This is a genomic window from Sulfurovum xiamenensis (genome assembly GCF_030347995.1).
GTDB lineage: Bacteria > Campylobacterota > Campylobacteria > Campylobacterales > Sulfurovaceae > Sulfurovum > Sulfurovum xiamenensis.
Window position 1 is genome coordinate 226,383 of record NZ_JAQIBC010000002.1, and the last position, 16,653, is coordinate 243,035.

At 38.9% G+C, this 16,653-nt stretch carries 15 protein-coding genes and 2 tRNA genes; 4 read left to right on the forward strand and 13 right to left on the reverse strand.

Annotated elements, in window-relative coordinates; genetic code table 11:
* Window positions 1–28: 28 nt before the first annotated feature.
* Window positions 29–640 carry a hypothetical protein gene (locus tag PF327_RS04245; protein ID WP_008242771.1) on the forward strand — a complete coding sequence of 204 codons (612 nt, stop codon included), beginning with the start codon at window positions 29–31 and terminating at the stop codon, window positions 638–640.
* A 132-nt stretch (window positions 641–772) separates the two neighbouring features.
* Here PF327_RS04245 and PF327_RS04250 read toward each other — a convergent pair whose 3' ends face one another.
* The 3 genes from PF327_RS04250 to PF327_RS04260 form a co-directional block, all read right to left on the reverse strand.
* Window positions 773–1,519, reverse strand: a complete 747-nt coding sequence (locus PF327_RS04250; protein ID WP_008242770.1) for a cache domain-containing protein — start codon at window positions 1,517–1,519, stop codon at window positions 773–775.
* A 341-nt stretch (window positions 1,520–1,860) separates the two neighbouring features.
* Window positions 1,861–1,937, reverse strand: a tRNA-Met gene (locus tag PF327_RS04255).
* Between the two features lie 76 nt (window positions 1,938–2,013).
* Window positions 2,014–2,088, reverse strand: a tRNA-Gln gene (locus PF327_RS04260).
* A 165-nt stretch (window positions 2,089–2,253) separates the two neighbouring features.
* Between PF327_RS04260 and PF327_RS04265 the strand changes: the two genes are divergently transcribed.
* Both PF327_RS04265 and acs read left to right on the forward strand, forming a co-directional pair.
* On the forward strand, window positions 2,254–3,288 hold the full coding sequence (locus PF327_RS04265) for a bifunctional 3,4-dihydroxy-2-butanone 4-phosphate synthase/GTP cyclohydrolase II (RefSeq protein WP_008242769.1): 1,035 nt from the start codon (window positions 2,254–2,256) through the stop codon (window positions 3,286–3,288).
* Window positions 3,289–3,398: 110 nt separating this feature from the next.
* Window positions 3,399–5,342 carry an acetate--CoA ligase gene (gene acs, locus PF327_RS04270; protein WP_289401480.1) on the forward strand — a complete coding sequence of 648 codons (1,944 nt, stop codon included), beginning with the start codon at window positions 3,399–3,401 and terminating at the stop codon, window positions 5,340–5,342.
* 46 nt (window positions 5,343–5,388) lie between these two features.
* Here acs and PF327_RS04275 read toward each other — a convergent pair whose 3' ends face one another.
* Window positions 5,389–6,054 carry a uracil-DNA glycosylase gene (locus tag PF327_RS04275; protein ID WP_008242766.1) on the reverse strand — a complete coding sequence of 222 codons (666 nt, stop codon included), beginning with the start codon at window positions 6,052–6,054 and terminating at the stop codon, window positions 5,389–5,391.
* A 250-nt stretch (window positions 6,055–6,304) separates the two neighbouring features.
* On the opposite strand from PF327_RS04275, the gene PF327_RS04280 reads away from it, so the two are divergent.
* Window positions 6,305–7,225 (forward strand): NifU family protein, encoded by a 921-nt coding sequence (locus PF327_RS04280; protein ID WP_008242765.1) that lies wholly within the window; start codon window positions 6,305–6,307, stop codon window positions 7,223–7,225.
* A 75-nt stretch (window positions 7,226–7,300) separates the two neighbouring features.
* Here the strand turns inward: PF327_RS04280 and PF327_RS04285 are convergent, their stop codons facing one another.
* The 9 genes from PF327_RS04285 to PF327_RS04325 all read right to left on the reverse strand — a co-directional run bounded on the left by PF327_RS04285 (window position 7,301) and on the right by PF327_RS04325 (window position 16,652).
* On the reverse strand, window positions 7,301–7,558 hold the full coding sequence (locus PF327_RS04285; protein ID WP_008242764.1) for a hypothetical protein: 258 nt from the start codon (window positions 7,556–7,558) through the stop codon (window positions 7,301–7,303).
* A 149-nt stretch (window positions 7,559–7,707) separates the two neighbouring features.
* Window positions 7,708–10,776 (reverse strand): efflux RND transporter permease subunit, encoded by a 3,069-nt coding sequence (locus PF327_RS04290; RefSeq protein WP_289401482.1) that lies wholly within the window; start codon window positions 10,774–10,776, stop codon window positions 7,708–7,710.
* Window positions 10,769–11,842 (reverse strand): efflux RND transporter periplasmic adaptor subunit, encoded by a 1,074-nt coding sequence (locus PF327_RS04295; protein ID WP_289401483.1) that lies wholly within the window; start codon window positions 11,840–11,842, stop codon window positions 10,769–10,771. Before PF327_RS04295 ends, PF327_RS04290 begins: the two co-directional genes overlap by 8 nt.
* The gene (locus PF327_RS04300; protein WP_289401484.1) at window positions 11,839–13,038 is read right to left on the reverse strand and encodes a TolC family protein; all 1,200 of its coding nucleotides are present in this window, start codon (window positions 13,036–13,038) and stop codon (window positions 11,839–11,841) included. Before PF327_RS04300 ends, PF327_RS04295 begins: the two co-directional genes overlap by 4 nt.
* Window positions 13,039–13,157: 119 nt before the next feature.
* Window positions 13,158–13,460, reverse strand: coding sequence for a hypothetical protein (locus PF327_RS04305; RefSeq protein WP_008242760.1), 303 nt, complete (start codon window positions 13,458–13,460; stop codon window positions 13,158–13,160).
* 241 nt (window positions 13,461–13,701) lie between these two features.
* A complete protein-coding gene (locus PF327_RS04310) occupies window positions 13,702–13,956 on the reverse strand; it encodes a DUF3862 domain-containing protein (RefSeq protein WP_008242759.1) in 255 nt (84 codons plus the stop codon).
* A gap of 192 nt (window positions 13,957–14,148) precedes the next feature.
* Window positions 14,149–14,535 carry a class II SORL domain-containing protein gene (locus tag PF327_RS04315; RefSeq protein ID WP_008242758.1) on the reverse strand — a complete coding sequence of 129 codons (387 nt, stop codon included), beginning with the start codon at window positions 14,533–14,535 and terminating at the stop codon, window positions 14,149–14,151.
* Window positions 14,536–14,759: 224 nt separating this feature from the next.
* Window positions 14,760–15,653: a CoB--CoM heterodisulfide reductase iron-sulfur subunit B family protein gene (locus tag PF327_RS04320; RefSeq protein WP_008242757.1), complete on the reverse strand. Its 894-nt coding sequence runs from the start codon at window positions 15,651–15,653 to the stop codon at window positions 14,760–14,762.
* 9 nt (window positions 15,654–15,662) lie between these two features.
* Entirely contained in the window at window positions 15,663–16,652 is a 990-nt protein-coding gene (locus PF327_RS04325; protein WP_008242756.1) for a succinate dehydrogenase/fumarate reductase iron-sulfur subunit, read from the reverse strand.
* Window position 16,653 lies beyond the last annotated feature (1 nt).

The window sequence follows — 16,653 nt, forward strand, 5'->3', positions numbered from 1 at the left end:
ACTAAGACTAAATGGACGGAGGTGTAGCATGTTTGACTTTGAACTAGACCCTAAAATATTAAAAGAGCACTATGCAAATAAAGAAAAAGAACTTGAATATATAGAGTGGGCAGCCAAGAGAGGCTCTGGTGAGAAACCTGAATCACTTACACTCTATAATAAATACATAAAGAGAAAATCTAGGGAAGAGCCTAAAACAGATAGAGAATACTTAAATGACCCTTTATTAAGAGAAGAAGTTGCAATACTAGAAGAGGATATGCAAGACACTAAGTATACTGTAGAGAATATCTTTGATGTACTGCTTAATGATACACAGACAGCCAAGATGACAACACCTTTATTCTATGCACCCGAGCTAGAAGATGAACTTAGTTTGAGGGTTTTACATTATTTCATGGTTCTAAATACCATAAAAACTGCACATAGTATCACAGATGCCAAGATAAGAGCAACTAAAGAGACACTTGAGACTTTGGGAGCAGATCTACCAAAAGAGCTTAAAATAGCTATATATGTCAAAGAGAATTACAAGAAAAATCAACTTAAAAAAGCTGTAATTGATGCAGTGAAAATAATATTTCCACAAATTACAGATAAATCTACATTAGAACTAATAGCAACTGAAGCCCTAAGATAATACCTTACTTTTAACTCTTGCAACAGAACCAGAGTTACACCAATTTGTAGCCTGTGAAATATTAAAGAAAATTATTATGTCTTGACCATTTTGGAATAAAATACAATTTGCTATTTCATCTACTGAAGCTATTTACTTCTCCGCAATAAAGAATTGCCAGCCAAGTATCTCTGAGGCATGATAGGTTGCTGTAATCTGATCGCCATTCAACGTATAAGTGATAACCCCTTGATCATTACCCTGAATGGATTTAAACACACCCTCTACAGATTCGTCAAATTCAGCAGGATAGGCGAAAATGCGCTCAATATTACTATGTATTGGTGTCTGAAATTCTTGATCCAAAGCAAAAAAATACATATTTTCCGGCAGCTGCAATCTTTCAGTTACGAGTTGAGAAAGCAGTTCGGCATCAACAGAAACACCGATTGCAACACTGGTGTTGCCACCTACCTGTGTAGCGACAATGATGGAACGCTTCCCGGTTGATTTGCTGATGACCAGATCGCCTTCGATATCCTCACCGCTCATTAAGGATGAAAAATAGTCACGGTCACTGAGACTTGCATCAACAAGATCTTTTTCGACAGTGTAGTAATGCCCATCCGAAAAGACGTACCAAACGGCAGCATCGGTGCTCAAGTCATCAGCGAATTGTGCCAATATAGGCTTGACCGTATCCCAATCGCCTGATTGCGCCTCTACACTCGCAGCGATCGCTCGTTCTGCATTCAAAATGCCTGCAAGATGTTCTTCAACTATTCCCTGAAAGCCTCTTACTGAGACATCCATGGCAGTGTTACCATTATTGTTGCCACATCCGACTAAAAGAAGAGCGATTAATGTAATCAGACCACTTAGCATTAACTTCAATTTCATTGTAAACCTTTCACTCTAATGCTAAAGCATATCACTAAAATGTTCAAAAATTGTTGAAAAAATGGCAATGAAGAGTTTGGACGTAAGGAAGAAAACGATGTCCTAGTATGGGGGATTTAATTAGGCCATATTTTTCAAAAATTTATCTGACCACTATATCTATTATCTACCATTGGATGTTTTGAAGTAGGGGGAGGGTATTTGTGTATTGAGATATTTTTTAAAAAAGTAATCTCAATAAAGTAGCTTGAGAAAATAAAGTGTGTACCTTGACTAAAATTCGTAGTAAATATTATTTTGATTGATTGTCTTGTATTAACGATGATACCGATATTTATAATTGGTTGCGGGAGCCGGATTTGAACCAACGACCTTCGGGTTATGAGCCCGACGAGCTACCAAACTGCTCTATCCCGCGACAGGAAATTATAAATCTTTCGATTTAAATGAAGTGAGATTGTATCTTGATTTAATAAAACCAAGATTAAATCTTATGGATGGGGTAGAGGGATTCGAACCCCCGAATAACGGTACCAAAAACCGTTGCCTTACCGCTTGGCGATACCCCAATCGATATAAGCTAACTGCTTATGTGGACGGCATTATAGCACCATATGCTTCACATGTCAAGGGGTTTGAAAGAAAAGTTTAAAAAAGTTTCTAAAGTGAAGTACCAGATAGGTATAATACGATTAATACTATATATACTGTATAAAAGTTTTTGGAGAATATGAATGTCAATTGAAGCGATTAAAAGAGTAGAAAAAGCGATAGAAGATATAAAACATGGAAAAATGGTCATCATGATGGATGATGAAGATCGTGAAAACGAAGGTGACCTTGTTTATGCAGCAACTTTCTCTACACCGGATATGGTTAACTTCATGGCAAAAGAAGCCAGGGGATTGATCTGTACTCCTATCACCAATGAGATCGCTTCCAAGCTTGATCTTGTACCCATGGTAAGTAATAATGTATCTGCTCATGAAACAGCATTCACTGTCTCCATAGACTCAGCAAACGCAGAAACAGGTATCTCAGCTGCTGAGAGAGATGACTGTATCTCCAAGTTGGCAAATCCTCAAACAGTCAGTGAAGACTTTGTACGTCCGGGGCATATCTTTCCATTGATCGCCAAAGATGGTGGTGTTTTGGTAAGAACAGGACATACAGAAGGTTCGGTAGATCTTTGTAAGTTGGCTGGACTGGCTCCTGCTGCTGTGATCTGTGAGATCATCAAGGATGACGGAAAGATGGCACGTATGGATGACCTTAAACTCTTTTCAAAAAAACATGATCTCTCCATTGTGTACATTTCAGATATCGTTGAGTACCGTTTGGCTCATGAAAAATTGATCAAACGTGTCAAAGAAGAGGATTGTGAACTCAGAGGTATCAAAGTTGAGAAGATCACATACTGTGACCACCTCGATAGAACACATACGGTGATACAGTTTTACAAACCTCATGAAACTGCCAATGTGAAGTTTCATAATATAGGTTCAGACATAGGACTCGTACTTGACGATAAACGTTTTAATGCACTTAACAACTCTATAGAGTACTTAAAACTCAATGGAGGCACACTGATCTTCCTTGATACAAAAGTGATCTCTCACGAACAAGCCAAAGAGTTTGGTGTGGGTGCTCAGATACTTAAAGACCTTGGCATTAAAAATATCAATCTGCTTACCACAAATAAAGATACGGAATTTGTCGGACTGGCAGGTTTTGGTCTGGATGTCATAGAAAAAATTGAGATCATATAATACAAATTGACCACCAGATCCAACAAATAGGAGTTAATACTCCTATTTAAACTTTCTTTCTTAATTCTATGTTAAAATGATTTTCTACTATACATACCAAAGGATTGTTAATGATAAAAGAGACTTTTAACCCAAATCCGGAACTCGCTGCAAATGCTGCTATTAAAAACATGGATGAGTATTGGACGTTACAGAATAAGGCTTTAGAAGACTATGAAGGTTTTTGGAGAGAGTATGCTGACGAAAAGATCGACTGGTTAGCTCCTTATGATCAGGTACTGGATGAGAGTAATGCACCATTTTACAAATGGTTCATCAACGGTAAGCTCAATGTTTCCAACCAGTGTATCGACAGACACCTTGCAGACAAAGCAGACAAAACCGCTATCTTATTTGAGGGTGATAGAGGTGATGTAGAAAAGATCTCTTATGCGCAGCTCTCCCTACGTGTGAACAGAATGGCAAATTTACTTAGAGATGAATTTGGTGTAGGAAAAGGCGACAGAGTGGTACTCTATATGCCTATGATCCCTGAAGCTGCCTATGCAATGCTTGCATGTGCACGTATCGGTGCAATCCACTCCATCGTTTTTGGCGGATTCTCTGCAGAAGCACTGAAAGACCGTATCGAAGATGCAGAAGCGAAGCTTGTCATCACTGCAGATGGTGCGTATAGAAAAGGGAAGCCTTATATGCTTAAACATGTTGTCGATGATGCACTCTCACAAGGTGGCAAGAGTGTTGAAGCGGTACTTGTCGTAAAAAGAAACAATGAAGAGATCACATGGGTAGAGGGTAGAGACCATGATTACAACGAACTGATCACATCTCAACATGCAGAATGCCCTTTTGAACTGATGGATAGTGAAGACCCGCTCTTCTTACTCTATACCTCAGGAAGTACGGGTAAACCAAAAGGCGTACAACATGCAACTGCAGGATACATCCTTTGGGCACAAATGACGATGGAATGGGTCTTTGATATTAAAGAGGATGATGTCTACTGGTGTACCGCAGATATCGGTTGGATCACTGGGCATACGTATATTATCTACGGACCTTTGGCTGCGGGGACAACAACTATCATGTTTGAAGGTGTACCGACATACCCTGATGCAGGACGTGCATGGAAAATGGTTCAAGACCATAAGATCAACCAATTCTATACAGCACCGACTGCGATCCGTGTACTTCATAAAATGGGTGAACATGAGCCTGAGAAATACGATCTATCAAGTTTAAAGGTACTTGGAACTGTAGGAGAACCTATAGATCCACCGGCATGGAAATGGTATTATGAAACCGTAGGTAACTCGAAATGTGCCATTGTTGATACATGGTGGCAGACAGAAACAGGTGGACATATGATCTCTCCGCTTCCTGGTGCTACACCTATCAAACCGGCATGTGCCACGTTTGCACTTCCAGGAATCATAGCAGAGGTCATTGATCCTGATGGCACGCCTAAAGAAATAGGGGAGACAGGACTCCTTTGTATTACAAAACCGTGGCCAAGTATGATCAGAAATATTTGGGGAGATCCAAAACGTTATGAAAAAGCATACTTTGGAGACGCAGTTAAAAATGGAAAACCTGTGTATTTCTCCGGGGATGGTGCAGTCGTTGATGAAGAAGGCTACATTACGATCACCGGTCGTGTAGATGATGTGATCAATGTTTCTGGACACCGTATGGGAACTGCGGAAATAGAAGCAGCAGTAAAAAAAGATGATTCGGTAGCAGAGGTTGCGGTAGTAGGACGTCCTCACGATATTAAAGGTGAATCGATTTTCATCTATATTGTACTCAAAGAGGGGCACATCAACAAAGATATCAAGAACCATATCAATGCATTGCTTGCAGCAGAAATAGGTAACATTGCCATAGCAGACCATATCATTGAAGTACCGGGATTGCCTAAAACACGTTCCGGTAAGATCATGAGAAGAATTTTACGTTCTATCGCAAAACACGAAGAGATCACACAGGATATATCCACACTTGAAGATCCATCTATCGTTGAACAGTTGGTCACAAAAGCAAGAGAAGCCTAAACACTTCTCTTTGTCATTCCCCAGTATTCTTGGGGAACTCCTATGATTATTTCCCCATCAACTCTTTGACCTTCAACAGGTCTTCAAACACTTCTTTTTTAGCGCTTGGATTTCTCAGTAAATAACTTGGATGATAGGTAGGGATGACCGTATAATCATTTTGTTTGTGTAGGGTACCCCTCACTTTACTTATCTCTGTATCATCACCTGTAAGATAATGATAAGCAGTTACACCCAATGTGACTATGATCTTTGGCCGTATGAGTTCAATCTGCTTCAAGAGATAAGGTTGACAAGTATGTGCCTGGGTCGGTGTAGGTGTTGCATTATTGGGGGGACGGCACTTCACGATATTTGTGATATAAACCTCAGATCTGGAGATCAATAATACATTCTCTATCATCTTTGTGAGTAGTTCACCTGATCTACCGACAAAAGGTTTACCGGAGCTATCTTCCATCGTACCTGGTCCCTCACCGATAAAAAGGATATCTGCTTGTGGATCACCCTCTCCAAAGACCACTTTCTGGCGACTTTTGCTAAGCTCGCACAAATGACACTCCATGGCTTGCTTTTTCAGTGAATCCAATGTGTTAGGAAGTCTTAGGTGCTGCTCATCTTCTTTGTATGGTGTGACGGATGTATATTTGTAGCCCAGCTGTTTGAGTTGATACAGTTGTTTAAGTAAAAGTGCATTTCGGAGGTTTTTCATGAGAATATTATACTCCCAAACATCTTAATATGTTCTCTGAATAGTATTTGACTTATACGGTGTACCTCATGAAGTTTATATCGTAAAAAACATGATTATTTGTTCTTTCATCTTCCTTCTAAATACAAATAATAATACTATAAGGAATGTAATTTACCGAAATGAAAAAATTAAAAATATTTTAGACATTATTTTAGCCTATTTTTAGGTTAGCTTGCTAAAGTGCACATTATCTCCTAAAGGAAAAAAAATGGATCAAGAAACAAACGATGAGTATGGTATCAAGGTTGCAATGTTTATAAACGAACCTAAATATTTGGGGACTATCTCTGAAGAAGAAGCCGAAGAACTGGGTGCATCACTTTTTAGCTATACCTATGGCGATGAAGCACTTGGATACAAACTTACACTATATTGGGCTATAAACACACGTGAAGACAGCATTGTCCTAGCACGTTATACCTATGAAGGGATAGCCTCTGGTATAGCAGTCAATCATATGCTAGCACTCATATCTACGAATAAAAGTATACCACAGATCAATGATATCACTTACAAAGCCTTGGAACGCTTGCTACGTGACAATCCTACTATGGAAGCACTTCCTTCTTCTGAACGCTATACGATCACGTTTGCGATTGATGCTGCAAAACTGGCTGTCAAAGAGTATATTCATAAGCCATTAAACCATGAGGAGAAAACCGTTCCTTGTAAAGATAGCCCAATGAGCATTGCCTCTATAAAAGAGTCTATCGAGTTACATAACATTGATACACTTGAAGGTCTTGTAGAGTACACAAAAGCTGGATCCTCAGACACTGATTGCAAAGAAAACCTTTCTGCATTCATTGAAGCACACCAAAAAATATTGGCAGAGGAAGAAGAAGCAGAGAAGGCTCTGGCTGCTATACCTTTTAGAGAATTAAGCCCAGAGTATAGAGTCATGGCAGTTGAAACTGCGATTGATAACACTGTAAGACAGTTTCTTATTATGGATGGTGGAGACATCGATGTGCTTAATGTCAAAGAAAATGGTGAGATATTTGAGGTTTACATTAGTTATCTTGGTGCATGTAGTGACTGTTCCAGTTCAGGTACGGGTACACTCCAAGCCATTCAAAATGCGCTAAGAGATAAACTCGATCCAAATATCTATGTTATTGCTATTTAATGATTAAAAGGAAGATCCAGATCTTTTAAAGGCCATGCATCATTGCATGGCTTTGTTTATTTTTTAGACCCGTTTCTATGACTCTTCAGGGCATTGATTGCATTCATCGAAGATTTCATCCATACCCTCTATAGATTTTATCTCTTCAATACATTTTTCCATCGATTTTATAAAGCTTTCCGTTACTTTACCTTCTGAGTCACAATAGATCGTCAGCATTCGACAGTATCTTTTGATCACAGGCAACGGTACTACTGAACTGTCACCCATTTTCTCTTCGATTTTTTCTAGAAACTTTTTTTCACACTTATCTGCTATCTCTTGCATATTCATTTTTAACCCTTAGTCTTTTATGAACGTAGTGTAGCAGAAGATAGATAAAGGTATAAATAGATATTTTGGGTCACATAGGTTTAGTGAAAAAGAGAGTAATATGGGGGGGCAGGAGTAGTTACCTGCCTTATATTGGTTCAAGAAGCTATTTATTTCTCATCACTTTTCTTTGAAAACTTCAAATAGAGTATAGGAAGAATGATAAGGGTAAGCAGTGTCGAAGAGATAAGACCATTGATCACAACGATCGCCAGAGGTCTTTGTATCTCAGAACCCGGTCCTGTAGCAAAAAGTAAAGGGAGAAGACCAAATGCCGCAATGGTCGCAGTCATGAGTACAGGTCTGAGTCTTTTGATGGATCCCTCTACCACCGCATCTTTCAGCGTCCTTCCATTCAGCATTAGATAGTTGAAATAATTCACTAGTACCACACCGTTCAGAACAGCGATCCCAAGCAGGGCGATGAATCCGACCGATGCTGGCACGGACATATATTCCCCGCTCACATAGAGCCCGATAAAGCCACCGATCAAAGCCAAAGGCACGTTGATCAGCACCATAGCAGCTTGTCTTAAAGACCCAAAAGAGACAAAGAGAAGGATAAAGACCAAAAAAAGAGCCAAAGGTATGATGATCGCCAATCTATCTGCAGCCCTTTGCTGATTTTCAAACTCTCCTCCAAACGCAAGATAATAGCCTGCAGGAAGTTTAACCTCTTTTTCGATCCTTTTCTTAGCTTCTTCTACAAAACTGACAAGGTCTCTACCTTCAACATTCGTTTGTACGATTGTTTTTCTGTACCCATGTTCATGCTCTATCTGTACAGGTCCTTCGTTGGAGACGAACTTTACAAAATTACTTAGAGGAACCGCATTCCCATTTTCCAACGGATAGTAGAGTTTTTCTATCTTATCAAGTGAATTTTGCAGACTCTCATCTCCTTTTACGATAAGATCTATACGACGCATATCTTCCTGAATAATACCTACTTGCATACCTGTGACCATTACTTTGAGAAAATGATTGATCTCCAGCTGACTGATACCATGATATGCCATAGCTTTCTGGTTGAATTTCAGTTCAAAATACTCCACACCTTCATTGGCTTTTTTGTAGACATCTCTGCTTCCTTCTATAACTTCGAGTATCTCTTTGATCTTTACGGCGATCTCTTCAAGTGTGTTATTGTCAGTCCCAAAGATATCGATAGCAAGATCACCCCTGACTCCCGTAAGCATTTCAGATACCCTCATCTCTATAGGCTGTGTGAAGCTATACTCTATCCCGACAAACGCATCTAGTACATTTCTGATCTCATTCATAACAAATTCTTTCGAGGGCTCCCGCCACGTTTCTTTGTCCTTAAGAACCAGAAAGGTATCTGTATCGTTCAGACTCATGGGATCGAGACCAAGTTCATCACTTCCAGTTCTTGCTATGATCTCCTTTATCTCAGGTACTTTTTCCAAAAGTTTTTTTTGCAATTTCAGGTTCAGTGCCAAACTTTCCTTGAGAGAAATAGAAGGTAGCATTTCTATCCCAATAATGATGCTTCCTTCATCCATTGTAGGCATAAATGTCTTTCCTGTTTTTGATGCTAGAAAAAGAGAGCCGGCAAAAAGCACAAGCACCGCCATCACAGTGCCCTTAATATGGTTTAATGCTAAAAGCAGCACAGGCCTGTACTTTTTTGTCACATACTGAATAAGGGCTGATTCTCTGTCGGGTCTTTTGCTTAGAATAAATGAACTAAGCACCGGTATAAGCGTCAATGCCAGCACAAGTGAAGAGAATAGTGCAAAAATTATACTCAGTGCTACAGGTCGGAATAGCTTTCCTTCAAGACCTTCAAGGGTAAGAAGTGGCATGAACACAATGATAATGATGAGTACCCCTGTGATAATGGAGGGAGCCATTTCAGTCGTTGCTGCATAGATGATGTGCAGCTTGTTCTGTTTTGTGTGCTTAGGATTTCCAAGCTCTGCAGTAATGTGCTCTACCACCACGACCGCAGAATCTACAAGGATACCTATAGCTATGGCAAGTCCACCAAGGCTCATCAGGTTGGCTGTCAGACCAAAATATTGCATCGCGATGAAACTCATCAGCAGTGCAAAAGGAAGAATAAGTGCAACACTCAGTGCAGAAGCAAGATTTCCCAACATAAGCAGTAGAATGACCATAATGAGTATGACAGCTTCATAGAGTGCGTTTTTTACCGTATCAGTCGCAAGATTGACAAGGTCCGAACGGTCATAAAATATATCTATCTTTGTATCTTCCGGCAGCATCAAGTCAAGTTTATTAAGTTCTGTTTTTACTTTATCAAGGACCAAAGCCGTATTTGCCCCTTTAAGTCCGAGAACCAGACCCTGTACAGCTTCTCCTTCTCCATTTTTACTGACGAAACCTGAACGTGTGATATATCCATACCTCACGCCAGCCACATCACCTATGGTGATGATCTTCTCTCCCCGTTTTCCAACAGGCAATGTACGGATATCATGCAGGTTTTTTAAACGACCAACACTTCTTACCAAGATGCTCTCTACCCCTTGTGAAACACGTCCTGCACCATCGTTTTGATTGTTCTTTTCAAGTGCTTTAAATATCTGGGAGAGTGTCACTTTCATACTTCTCATTTTGTTCATATCAGGTACCACTTCATAGGTTTTTACCTTCCCTCCCAGAGGGCTCACTTCTGCAACACCACTGATAGCACGTATCTTGGGAGTGATAACCCAATCCAAAATCGTTCTTTTTTCTTCAAGTGAAAGGGTATTGGATTCGATCGTGAACATTAATATCTCGCTTAAAGGTGTAGAGATAGGCGCAAGCCCCCCTTCAAGATTTGCAGGAAGATCGTCTCTGATGTCAGAAAGCCTTTCATTGACCTGCTGTCTGGCCCAATAGATATCTGTTCCATCTTCAAAGTCAATGGTGATATCACACAGACCATATTTAGAAATGGAGCGTAACATTGTTTCATGCGGTATACCGACCATTTGCATCTCGAGGGGAACGATAATCCGTGACTCTATCTCAGAAGGTGTCATTCCGCTTGACTTTAGGATGATCTTTACCTGAGTAGGGGAGATATCCGGAAATGCATCGATAGGTAATTCCTTATAAGCCTTGATACCGAAACCAAGCACCACGAGCGCCAACAAGGATAAGAAAAGCCTTTGTGCAAGGGCAAAACTGATCAACTTATTCATCTTCGTTTCCCAGCATACTTTTGAGGATAGCCACAGAGCTGATAGCTATCTTGTTTTTTAACAGTGGGGATGGTTTGACAAAGTAGTATTGATTATCTTCAGACACTATATCTACAGGCAATGGAGTGTAGCCATGCTTGTTTTTATAAAAAACTACTTGTGCTTCACCTACCTTGATCACAGAATCTTTTCTTATCTTAATGCACTGTTCTAAAAGTATGATCTTTGCACTGTTACGAAGTCCGGGAAAAATCTTAATATCCGAAGGTACCAGAAAACGTATCTCTCTAGTCTGATTCTCATGATTGATCACTGGAGAAATCTGCAAAATCGAGCTATCAAAAGTATGATTTTCAAGAACTATCTCTACCTTTTGTGCTTCTCTCAGTACTTCTGCTCTGTATGCTTCTATAGAACTTTCAATCCATAAAGGGCCATCTTGTTGAATGACAAACAGTGCTTCTGTAGGACTGATACTTTTCCCTGGTGCAGCTAGCAGTTGAACTACACTTCCCTTGACACTGCTTTTTATCTCTATGGTTGGGAACAATGTAAGGTCTTTCAAAAGTTTGTCAATCATCTCATCGCTTGCACCGTAACTTTTCAGCATGGCTTTGGATGCAAAGACTTTGATCCTGTCTGTTTCAAGTTCTGCATTTGCAATCATACACTCTTTTTGAGGAATGATCTCTTCTTTACAGAGTAGATTCTTACGCTCAGTCAAATGTTGATGATGACGAAACTCTATGACTTCAGCTATGGCTTTTTGTTGTGTCTCTATCCATTCTGTCCCTGTAACTTCGGCCAGTATACCTCCTTTGTCCACTTTTTCATACCTGGCTACATTCAGTATCTGCACATTTGCTTCAAATGGCAAGGAGACCGTATGTAAGAGTGAAGGTGGCGTCACAACTTCAACGATAAATTCACCTAATGGCAATCTATCTGAGCTTTTCGGTATTTCAGTTTTGATCTTCCAGTTTGCTTCTTGTTCCGATGTAAGCGTAATTGTCTCTGCATTTAAAGAGCATATAAATAGTGCTAAAAAGATCAGTTGTTTTTTCATTGGTTATCCTTTGATTCAATAAATGTAAAGAGCGTAAAGAGTGTATGATAATAGGCTTTTTGTGTTGCAAAAAGCTCTTGCGTGAGCTGATGGTAATTCTGCCTGTTCAATAAATATTCTATGACGGAACTTTCACCAAGATCGTAACTCTTCCTGATAAGAGGTAAAAGGTTCTTTTTATAATTATTTAGATCATGCTTCAATGACCTGACCATCAAGGCACTGCTTTTCAATGTACTTGTCAATGATAAGTACATACTTTCTTTCTCAGCCATCATATTTTCATACTGAAACTCTATAGCCGAATTTTTATGCATAGCCGCGGCACGCTCTTTTTCTGATCTACGTCCACTAAAAGAGAGGGGAACAGATATGCCCACACTGTATTTATCGATATCTATCTCCTGTTCATACTGTAGTGAAAGGCTGACGGAGTCCAATGGTCTTGTATATCTCTCCAATGCTATCTCTGTGCTATGTATACGCTTTTCATAGGCTGCCTTAGAAAGCATAAAGGGACGTTCTTTAAGTTTCACAGATTCTCTGATCGGGTACATATCACTACAGGACAATACCGTCTTTTCAGAATGGTTGATACGTCCCAAAATAAAAAGTTTTTGCTTTGATATGCTTTGTATCGTCTTCATCTCCTGGAGTTTTGCATAGAGTCTGTGCTTTTCGATCTCCAGCTGCATAAGTTCAGTCTTCGATATCTCTTGATATCTGTACGCCTTTTCTTTCTTTTTATAGAGTGTTTCAAACTCCTGATAGTTTTGATTGAAACTGTGGTAGCTCTTATAATCCAAACAATGTTGATGATAAAGACTCTTCAGGTTGTTTTCAAAACTCAAGATCTTTCTCTCTTCTTCTAAAAGATAGGCTTCATTATTCAGACGGTTGATCATTTCATCCTGTTCCTGAGTATTGCCCAAAGGAAGTGTCTTAGAAATACCGACGGAGTATTCGTATCCATTTTTTCTACCATCAATTGGATAGGCTTTTGTCCCAGAACCGTAAAGCTCCATAGGATCCAAAGATGTCTCTGCAAGGTTTTTTGCTTCGAGGAAAAGACGCTCCTGATCGAGTGCCTGTGTAAGTGTCTGATGCTTCTTTGCAGATTCCAACACTTCTTTTAAAGTCAATGTTGAAGCGTACGGCAACTGTATCAATAACACAAATAGTATAATCTGTTTCATAAAAATTTTTCTCTTTCTCTATAGTGTACGTAATAATAGGCCATCATCATGGCTATAGTGGAAATATGCCGATATACTAGAGTATACGACAGTATCAACAGTAATGTTATATTTAAATTTTATACTATTGGTGGTTTGTGTGAGGTTTTTACAAGGGGAGGGGTGTACTGTACCAAGTGATGTGGTATGTGCTCTTTTTTAGCAAACAGCATCTGACGATTACTATAAGGTACGACAATAGCAATAAAATGGAACATAGCATGTATTTTGTTGAATTCAATACATTCCGAAGATAATGATTTATCATCTATGTTATGTACGACACTGACATTATCATTTTTTTCTATAAGAGAGAAAAAGGAGTCATGCAAAAGCGTAAAAGCAAGCATGAATAACAGTACAAATATAATCTTTGATCGCATTATTACACACTCCCTTATTATTTTAACAGGCGCTATGTAGCTTTTATACACAGCCTATTGCCTGTTTTTAGAAGTTTACAGAAATTTGCATTATATGCAGATAATAAAAATTGTTACTTAGAGAAAGTATTTATGGTAATGTGTTGGATAAAGAAGAGATGGAGTTTCAACGTGTATCTATGAAAAAAGCGTTAGAAAAGTAATCTTATCAATAGATAAAGCTTAAAAGTAACACATGGTCTTATTTAAGACCATGTGCAACTGCAATTGTCACTTGATTTGAAATAAAGGTGATAGCGATCATTGCATCATCATTTTTCCATTCACAGTTACTTATTCCAAGCGTTTCAGAACACCCTTTAGGTTTACCTAGAACCTCGACCACTTCATTGTAGCTCATACCACTCTCAATTTTGTCGTAATTCTCTTTCGTAACTTTGTTACATCCGCTTAATAGCAGGATGAGTACCGTGATGATCAAATATCGTTTTTTCAAGTCGTTCCTTTTGATGTAATTTATTTAATGGACAGATAAATTCATTATTCATATTTTTTGCATAGAGGATTATAACAAAAGTTGAGAGAATAATAAGAGATTTGACTATTGGTTGTAGGTATAAGGAATAGAATAAAATATAAGCTAAAGCCCTAAAATAGGGCTTTAAAGCTTATGAAGTAGGGCAGTTGCTTACGCTTCTACTGTTACTTCTTTTTCAGTACCTTCCCAGATACCGTGTTTAGTACAGTAACCGTGAGCGTTAAGCTTAAGTTTTTTACCTGTTGGGATGATAGTGAATGTAGTTGTGTTGTGCGCTTTTGTGTTACCAAGAGTTCCTGGTACATATGTAGCTTTTGCAAGTTGTGTATCACCATCGAAAAGTGTTACAGACTCGATAAAGTGATCAAAGTCATCTGGGTGAGTATACTCGTTACCCATTTTTACTGTTACTTCAAACGGCTCACCAGCTTTTGCAGTATCTGCACAGTGAATGAATGGAGAGTGTCTGTCGATAAGGTCTTTTTTCGCTTCTCTATCGATTTCTGAAATGTCTTGGTATTTGTTGATTTTTGGCATATTGTTTCCTTTTTTTTGTTTTTGTGCAAATATTATAGCACAAATAAAATTAATTAGGATAAAAATTGTCTTATTTGTTTAATTTTTATAATAATGTCCGAAATAGAAATCAAAAAAGAATCAAAAATGTCTATAATAAAAGGATGAATAGTTTTTTATGGGAAAGAAGGTATTGTTAGACCATTCTTAACATTGGTGTTTGAATGGTCTAAAAAAGTAGTTGTCTATGAAGCAGTATAAAGGTGTTTCGCTTTTTGAACGTGGAAATTAAGTCCGATCTCTTTTTCTGTACATCCAAGAGCCAAAGCAACCATTTGAGGCATATGTAGTACTGGAAGTTCTACGTCACGACCCATCACTTTCCCTATACTGTCTTGATAAGTATCCATCTTTAAGTGACAGAGTGGACATGGTGTAACCATGAGGTCTGCATTATTATCCATAGCATCCAGTAGGGCATTACCGGCCAATACTTCAGAAGTATGGTTTGCTTGAAGTTCTACGTGGAAACCACAACACTTGTTCTTACTCTCATAATTCACCGGGTTACCCTCTAATGCATCTATCAAACTATCAAGTGAAGTAGGGTTATATGGGTTTTCATGTCCATTAGCTTCTTCATGAAGTTCAGATGGTCTGATATTATGACAACCATAGAATGGTGCTATGTTTAAGTGACTAAGTGGTACTTGTACCTTATCTTTAACATTTTCTAAACCATACTCATCGATCAGTGTATAGAGGAAGTGTTTGATCTCAGATGTACCTTTGTACTCAAGTCCAACTTCTGCAAGTTTTTCGTTGACTCTAGCTTTAAGTTCCGGGTCAGTGTCAAGTGCATGTTTTGTCATTGCAGAGTTTAGCTGACATGTATTACAGATAGTGATCATCGTAAGACCCAGTTTTTCTGCATAACAGATGTTTCTAGCGTTCAGTACATGGGCCAGGAACTCATCGAAATCTTGCAAGTGACTCGCACCACAACAACTCGCTTCTTCCAATATAGTGATCTTGATACCCAACTTATCAGCTACTGCAAGTGTAGATGAAAGTAACTCAGGTGTAGATTGCTTAGCAGTACATCCTGTAAATAATGCATAGTGTAATTGTTCGCTCATCTTTTCTCCTTACAGTTTATTTGTTTGTGAAATTTCAATCAGTTTTTGAACTTCATCTAGGTTTTTGATCTTAGGAATACTGTCTATGAACGGTACTCCTGAATGCCAATGAATTTTACCGCTTTTCATCATTTTCATTGCTGTACCTATGTGTTTAGCTGCACCAAGTAAGCCTTCAGAATAGGTAACAATATCTGCCTCATCAAGATAACCATATTTTTTCATACCTCTAAGGAAGCCTTCTGCGTGACGTGTTGCAACGTTACTCTCAGCGATACCCTGTTCAAACTGCATATTGTGAAGTTTTCCGATCTTCTCTATAGGATTGATCTCTTTTGGACATGCTTCTGCACATTCATAACATTTCACACAGTCCCAGACACCTTGACTTGGTTGTGCCGTCAACTCCAGACGTTCTGCACCAGCAGTGTCTCTGGTATCTACAGTAAATCTATATGCCGCAGCAAAGGCAGCCGGTCCGAAGAAGTCCGGGTTCACTTCAAGTGCAGGACAAGAGTAGTGACACGCACCACATTGGATACAAAGATCTGAATCCAAGAAGTTATTGAACTCAGAAATAGACTGTTTTGTCTCATGTGTTGGATGAGGCTCAACATCTGCAACGACATAAGGCTTGATCGCCGCATGTTTTTCCCAGAAATCTGATTTGTCAATGATCATATCTTTGATCGCACGTTTCTTCGAACTTGGCTCAAGTGTAATATCATTATCAAAAAGGTCTAAGAGTTCAATCGCATTTTGTTTACAAGCAAGCACTGCTTTACCATTAACCTTAATGGCACAGGCACCACAGATACCGTGACGGCAAGAACGTCTATAAGAGAAACTTCCATCATGTTCCCATTTAATTCTGTTCATAAGGTCAAGGATCAAATCATCTTTTCCTACTTCCATTTCATACTGTTTTGTATATGGAAGATAGTCTGTTTCAGCATTAAATCTGAATGCTTTTATTGTTACTTTTCTTGTTTCACTCATC

What these genes read in the sequence shown, in the direction of transcription:
- PF327_RS04295 (WP_289401483.1), bottom strand. Translation starts at nt 11,842, where the DNA reads ATGAAAAAACAACTGATCTTTTTAGCACTATTTATATGCTCTTTAAAT.
- PF327_RS04265 (WP_008242769.1), top strand. Translation starts at nt 2,254, where the DNA reads ATGTCAATTGAAGCGATTAAAAGAGTAGAAAAAGCGATAGAAGATATA.
- acs (WP_289401480.1), top strand. Translation starts at nt 3,399, where the DNA reads ATGATAAAAGAGACTTTTAACCCAAATCCGGAACTCGCTGCAAATGCT.
- PF327_RS04290 (WP_289401482.1), bottom strand. Translation starts at nt 10,776, where the DNA reads ATGAATAAGTTGATCAGTTTTGCCCTTGCACAAAGGCTTTTCTTATCC.
- PF327_RS04275 (WP_008242766.1), bottom strand. Translation starts at nt 6,054, where the DNA reads ATGAAAAACCTCCGAAATGCACTTTTACTTAAACAACTGTATCAACTC.
- PF327_RS04285 (WP_008242764.1), bottom strand. Translation starts at nt 7,558, where the DNA reads ATGAATATGCAAGAGATAGCAGATAAGTGTGAAAAAAAGTTTCTAGAA.
- PF327_RS04320 (WP_008242757.1), bottom strand. Translation starts at nt 15,653, where the DNA reads ATGAGCGAACAATTACACTATGCATTATTTACAGGATGTACTGCTAAG.
- PF327_RS04315 (WP_008242758.1), bottom strand. Translation starts at nt 14,535, where the DNA reads ATGCCAAAAATCAACAAATACCAAGACATTTCAGAAATCGATAGAGAA.
- PF327_RS04245 (WP_008242771.1), top strand. Translation starts at nt 29, where the DNA reads ATGTTTGACTTTGAACTAGACCCTAAAATATTAAAAGAGCACTATGCA.
- PF327_RS04305 (WP_008242760.1), bottom strand. Translation starts at nt 13,460, where the DNA reads ATGCGATCAAAGATTATATTTGTACTGTTATTCATGCTTGCTTTTACG.
- PF327_RS04300 (WP_289401484.1), bottom strand. Translation starts at nt 13,038, where the DNA reads ATGAAACAGATTATACTATTTGTGTTATTGATACAGTTGCCGTACGCT.
- PF327_RS04325 (WP_008242756.1), bottom strand. Translation starts at nt 16,652, where the DNA reads ATGAGTGAAACAAGAAAAGTAACAATAAAAGCATTCAGATTTAATGCT.
- PF327_RS04250 (WP_008242770.1), bottom strand. Translation starts at nt 1,519, where the DNA reads ATGAAATTGAAGTTAATGCTAAGTGGTCTGATTACATTAATCGCTCTT.
- PF327_RS04280 (WP_008242765.1), top strand. Translation starts at nt 6,305, where the DNA reads ATGGATCAAGAAACAAACGATGAGTATGGTATCAAGGTTGCAATGTTT.